A 2,271-nucleotide genomic window follows, 5' to 3' on the forward strand; every position below is an offset into this window, starting at 1 on the left:
CCGCGTTGAGCGCCGACGCGATACTGTCAGCCGCATCGGGCGCTCTGAGATCGCAGGGAATGACGAGCGGAGCCGGCGCGCCCTTGGCGACAAGTTCTTGCGCCAGCGCATGCAGACGATCTTCGCGCCGCGCGACCAGCGCCAGGCGATGTCCATTCGCGGCAAAGACGCGGGCCAATTCGGTGCCGATTCCCGCCGAGGCACCAGTCACCAGCGTCACACGTTCAGTCACAATGCAGTGCTCTCAAGTCAATTTCTGGCAGCTCGCGGCGAACGGAGAGCGTAGGAACGAAGGAACATGCAAAGGGTACCCGCAACCTGATGCAGGCATCAGGATACACCGTATCGGTGAGGATTTACACGAGCTTACGGGAGTCGGCCGAGTACCACCGACATTAAACTTTTTTCATGTCGCGTGCAGCGCCCGCGCTGCGCACGGGACGGCTGTCCAGTGCCTCATCTGCACGGCGCGCCGCGACCAGGTGCTTCTGGTCGATGCGGTCGCGCGCAGAGATGCCGAGCAGCTCCGAGGCCCGCCACACCACATTGTCCTCGAATTCGGTGACCTTGCCGTCGGCATAGACCAGCTCCCACATCATCTCGACGATGCGCAACCGCCCGGTGTCGTCGACCTCGCGCATGATGACGCTGGTGAAGTGGTAGAGATCCACCGCTTCACCTTCGGCCAGCATGGCCTGCGAGATCAGCCTGTCCGCGCTGCCGGCGTCGAGCCCGAATCGCGCCTCGATCAGGCCGTGCAGCTTGCGCTTCTCGACCGCGCTCGGCTCGCCATCGAGCGAGATGACGTGGATGAGCAAAGCGGTGGCGGCGAGCTGATAGCCGTTGTCGTCGAAGGCGGGGGTGTCATGCGGCGAAACCACATCGGCGATAAATTGGCGTAATCCTTCCAGCATGATCTCGTTGTTTCTCTCTGATCTTGAATCTCGCCCCATGCCGCCGACGTGACGGCCTATTGCAACGAGATATGCGGTCACAGAGTTGCATAGACAATCCGCTGCGGCGTTTCGGCCGCATGACATTTCGGTAAAGGTGGGCGCCGAATACCACCGTCCCGTCATTCCGGGGCGATGCGAGCGCGACAAAATGGCGATGCCATTTTGCGCGGAGCATCGAACCCGGAATCTCGAGATGAAGCGCGCGCAAGCCAGTCTCGAGATTCCGGGCTCGCCCCTCGGGCGCCCCGGAATGACGAACGAGAAACCTACGGAATCTCGTACACCATCATCTTGTCGGCGATGCCGCGCAGCGCCGCCTGCTTCTTGATCGGCATGATATGCGCCTGCGCGAGGATGGCGGCGACGCCGGGCGCCTCGATGACCGGCGCGGTGAGATGGATCTCCTGCGCCGTCGACAGGCTCTGCACGCGGGCCGCGATGTTCACCGTCTGGCCGAAATAATCCTGCCGGTCGTTGAGCATTACGGCGAGGCACGGGCCTTCATGGATGCCGATCTTGACCACCAGTTCCTCGGTGCCGCGCTCGGCGTTGAGCCTGGCCATCGCATCGCGCATCCGCAAACCCGCCGAGAGCGCATGCTCGGGCTTGATGAAGGTCGCCATCACGGCGTCGCCGATGGTCTTCACCACCGCGCCCTTCTCGGCATTGATGATGTCGAGCAGCGCCCGGAAATGCGCGCGCACCAGGTCGAACGCGGCGAGATCGCCGACCCGCTCGTAGAGCTCGGTCGAGCTCTTGAGGTCGGTGAACAGGAAGGTCAGCGAGGTGATCTTCAGCCGCTGGTCGATATTGAGGTTGTCGGCCTTGAACACGTCGCGGAAGGTCTGGTTCGACAGCATCCGCTTGGCGGTGAGGAACGGCTTGCGGCGGCCGATCAGGTGATGCAGTGCATCGGCCGCGACCATCACGGTCGGCAGCACGCGCGCGCCGGACCTGTTGTCGAGCGTGAGCTGCAACGGCCCCGGCCGCAAGGTCGTGGTCTCGACCTTGGCGCGGACGCCGTCATATTTCAGCGAAAGGTGCTGCACCTGGTCAGTCCGCTCGCCCTGCACGTCGATGAACCGCGAGGCATGGGTGACCGGCTCGAACACGATGATGAACTGGGCCGGCAGGTCGAGCGTGATGGTCATCTGCTCGCGAGCCGGCAGCTCGCGGGTATCGAGCACGACGTCGGTGGAGAGCGAGGCCATCGACTGCTCGTCGAACTCGACGCCGGAGCTCCAGAACACCTGCTTGAAATAATCCCACACCGGCAACGCATGCGGATCATGCGCCGCAATCCGTCGCACACGCG

General features: G+C 63.4%; 3 protein-coding genes. All 3 read right to left on the reverse strand.

Annotation, left to right across the window (positions count from 1 at the left end):
- On the reverse strand, positions 1-232 hold a 232-nt coding region (locus WA702_RS18050; RefSeq protein ID WP_425111897.1), incomplete at its 3' end, for an SDR family NAD(P)-dependent oxidoreductase.
- Positions 233-395: 163 nt separating this feature from the next.
- A complete protein-coding gene (locus WA702_RS18055) occupies positions 396-914 on the reverse strand; it encodes a TerB family tellurite resistance protein (RefSeq protein WP_425111899.1) in 519 nt (172 codons plus the stop codon).
- Between the two features lie 308 nt (positions 915-1,222).
- The coding region (locus tag WA702_RS18060) for a DUF5939 domain-containing protein (RefSeq protein WP_425111898.1) at positions 1,223-2,271 on the reverse strand (1,049 nt) is incomplete at its 5' end.

Origin of the sequence: Bradyrhizobium sp., assembly GCF_049798375.1 — a bacterium.
Lineage (GTDB): Bacteria > Pseudomonadota > Alphaproteobacteria > Rhizobiales > Xanthobacteraceae > Bradyrhizobium.

Bases quoted from the DNA above. Each gene is read 5' to 3' on its own strand.
- WA702_RS18055 (WP_425111899.1), bottom strand. From the start codon at position 914: ATGCTGGAAGGATTACGCCAATTTATCGCCGATGTGGTTTCGCCGCAT.